Annotated in this window: 2 protein-coding genes; one reads left to right on the top strand and one right to left on the bottom strand. The window is 59.5% G+C overall.

Annotated elements, in window-relative coordinates; translation table 11 throughout:
- A partial coding sequence (locus tag Q0O40_RS15575) for a TonB-dependent receptor (protein WP_295531990.1) occupies positions 1-2349 on the top strand: 2349 nt, incomplete at its 5' end.
- A 453-nt stretch (positions 2350-2802) separates the two neighbouring features.
- Here the strand turns inward: Q0O40_RS15575 and Q0O40_RS15570 are convergent.
- The coding region (locus tag Q0O40_RS15570; RefSeq protein ID WP_295531987.1) for a molybdopterin dinucleotide binding domain-containing protein at positions 2803-3711 on the bottom strand (909 nt) is incomplete at its 5' end.

Genomic DNA, 3711 nt, shown 5'->3' with positions numbered 1-3711 from the left:
CCGCTGACGATCACCGCGATCGGCGCTGCGACCCTTGCCAAATACAACGTCAACAAAGTGGCCGACATCGTCAGCCGCATCCCCACCCTGAACGTCCAGATCGGCGGATCGGGCGCAGGCGCCCAGCTCAGCTTGCGCGGCGTCGGTTCGTCCAACATTTCGGCCGCGTTCGACAGCGCCGTGGCGCTCGATTTCGATGGCGTGCAGGTTTCGACCAGCCGCTTGCTGCAAGCCGGCTTTGTCGATCCCGCACAGATCGACGTGCTGAAAGGCCCGCAATCGCTGTATTTCGGCAAGAGCGCCTCGGCCGGCGTGCTCCAGATCCGCACTGCCAATCCAACCGCCTCGTGGGAATATGGCGCAACGGCATCGTATGAATTCGAAGAGCGCGGCTACCTCGTTGGCGGCTTCATTTCGGGTCCGCTGAGCGATACTTTTGGCATCCGCCTTGCGGCGCAGTATAACGACGTCAAGGAATACGTGAAAATTGCACCAGGCACGCCAGCATTGCTGCGCAATCGCGGCCTGCGCGACTTTGTCGGCCGCGCCACGCTGCAGTGGGAGCCTTCGAGCGATTTCAAGGCGAACCTCAAGGCGACTTATACACGCAATACCAACGATGGCGCGATCGGCACGGCGGATATCTCGTGCGGCAGAAACGGCCGGGCTGACGAGATCGTACTGCTTGGCGGCGCAATCGCGATCCCTTCGAACGCCGATTGCAATCCTTTCAACAAGTTCGTCACCACCTCCGATCCCTCGCCGACGCAAGTGGGCAAGTTTCCGGATGGCAGCGCAGGCGCAAACGGCAAGTATCCCGGTCACCCCTTTGGCGAAACCGACCTTTTCTTCGCGCGCTTGCTTGTTAACGCAAATCTGAGCGATACCATCAAGCTCGTCTCCACCACCGGTTTCCTCAGCTTGCGGGCGGTTGACTTCGACTCCTATTCCTACCTCGGCGTTGGCCCCGCATTCAATCCGGCTGGCGCCCCGGTCGGATTGATTGCCCCGGCATTGGCTGCAGTCAACACGCCCGGATCGGCGCAAGGCTTTGGTTCGAGCGATCCGCTGAACAAGACCAAGCAGTTTACGCAGGAATTGCGCTTTATCAGCAACTTCTCGGGGCCATTCAACATCTCGCTCGGAGCGTTTTATGAAAAGCGCACGATCGACTTCAACACCTCGCAGCAGGGCGTAAACATCTCGATCATCGCTCCCGATCCGGTCACCGGGAATACCTATGACTGGTACAAGAAGCATCGCACCAAAACCGATGCCTATTCGCTCTTCGGCAGCGGCACGTTCGAGATCACCGAACAGCTCGAATTGACGGGCGGCGTGCGCTGGACCCGCGAAGAGAAAGTCAACACGATCACCGTGCCTTATGTGCACGCCTTCCTCTCGGCCGGTCCGGCGTTCATCGACAGCGGGTTCTTCTCTGGGCCGATCCCGTTCAAGGACACCAACTTCTCGCCTGAAGTAACGGTTCGCTACAAGATCAACCCGGACTTCAACGTGTATGGCGCATTCAAGACCGGCTACAAGTCGGGCGGCATCGACAACAGCGCGCTTCCTTCCAGCAACCTGCTCGGTTTCGACAATCCGGCGACCCGCGATGCCACGGCTGCTGGCTTGATCTTCAAGTCTGAAACAAGCCGCGGCGGTGAAATCGGCTTCAAGTCGCAATTGGCTGATCGCACCATTACGCTGAACGCAACCGCCTATTACTACACGTTCGACAACCTCCAGGTGCAGAACTTCAACGCGACGACAATCCAGTTTATCACCGCCAACGCTGGACAATTGACGACCAAGGGCATCGATATCGACTTCGGCTGGCGCTCGCCAGTAGAAGGCCTGCGGTTCTCCGGCGCACTGGCCTATACCGACGCCAAATTCACCAAGCGGTTCATCACCGGCACTGGCCCTGATGGCATCGGCGGAAATGCCGACGATCCGGATATCAACGGCCGCCGCGCCGCCCGCGCGCCGGAATTCGCGGGTAACCTCGCGTTCGATTACACCGCACCGCTCAGCGATGCGCTGGAATTGGGGGTTTCGGGCAACGTTGCTTATAGCGGTTCGTTCTATACGCGGCAGGAAAACGTAGCGGATTACATTCAGCCCGCTTACGCGACAGTTGACGCATCGATTTCGGTCGGCGCGCCGGGTGGCAAGTGGAAGCTGGCACTGATTGCCAACAACCTGACCGACAAAATCTTTGTCAACACCTCGGGCGGCCGTCCGTTCCTTGCTGGCCCTGGGCTTGGCCTGCCAGTTGGCGACGACGAGGTGTTCACCGTCAATCGTGGCCGCCAGATCTTCATCCAGGGCAGTGTGAAGTTCTGATCAAACCACATCTACTGGTCTGAAAAAGGTGCCGCCCCCGAAACGGGGCGGCATTTTTTTGGGGGTGAGACGGGTAGCACCTGTCCTCGTCATGCCAACCAGCGTTGACCAAGACCGACCTGCTTGCGCCGAACGGGCAAGGCCATCACATACGAAGGTTCGTAACACTTCCTCGTCACGCTGAACTTGCTTCGGGGTGACAATGATCGAGAGGCGTGTTCATTGCGCGCAAGCAAGCAGAGCAGGCTGTCCTACACGCCCTGACCTTGCCATACTGCGCGAAACGCTCGTTGAAATTGTCGATCAGGCGCGCGAAAGCTGCAAAGTGTCACCTTGTCCACTTCGCCAGAAAAGCGACTTAAAATCAGCTAGATAGGGCAGGAAATAAAAGGTGACACAGTGTAAACTCTGTCACCTTTTTTGCTCCCAGTAACGCTAACAGCGGCCCTTCGATCAAGCCGCCGTTACGCGCACCGGGATCGCGCTCTGGATGGCTTGGCCGGTGATCGGGTCGATATCGGTATCGTCGCTGATCAGGCGGTTGGTCGAGCTGCCCTTGGTCATCACATCGTCCTTGCCCGCGTCGTCATCGCCAAACGCGTGGCTCATCGAAATGACCCCGCGGCGGACTTTGTCGCTGGCCTTGCCGATGGCGAAGATCGAGGCGAGCGGCGAGCTGATCTCAACCATTTCGCCATCGTTGACGCTCAGCGCGGCAAGGTCTTCGGGATTGAAGAACGCGGGGTTGGTCGGCATCTTTTCCTGCAGATGCGGAAAGGTGTGCCCGTTGCTGTTGTAGCGATGCTTCGAACGGCGCGAGATCAGGCGGAAATCGAATGCCGATTGCTCGTCGCCGCGTTTCGCGTAATCCTTGAGCTGAGCAGGCATCGCGCCTTCTGCCAAATCGAACTTGCCGCTGGCATCCGGGTCCGCCGGGCCGACAGTGAGGTGAAGCTCGGGGTAAAACACCGCGCTGCCCGGCCGATCCGATGCGGCCGCATCGGCGCGCGCCTTGCTCGGTTTGAGCAGCGCACCTTCGCTGACCAGATCGAGCACGGTCATCTTGTCGGGGCAGACGTCCATCGACACCGGGCCGCCCGGAAAAGCAAGCTGGAGGCCCATGTGCTTGGCCAGCCACCACAGCATTTCATATTCGTCCATGGTGTCGCCGGGCGGCGGCACCATCGCCTCGGTATAGTGCGCGTAAGGCTCCTCGCAGAAGTTCTCCGAGACGTTGTTGATGTCCTCGCGCTCAAGGCACATGCTCGGCGCGAGGATCAGATCGGCACGCTTCGCGCTGGCCGACATCCACGGATCGATCTGGATGAACAGGTCCACCGCATCGAGCGCGCGGCGCACCTT

This window comes from Novosphingobium sp. Chol11, assembly GCF_945870625.1.
Classification (GTDB): domain Bacteria; phylum Pseudomonadota; class Alphaproteobacteria; order Sphingomonadales; family Sphingomonadaceae; genus Novosphingobium.
Note: the sequence above shows the minus strand (reverse complement) of the source record. Positions and strands in the feature narration are given on the sequence as shown.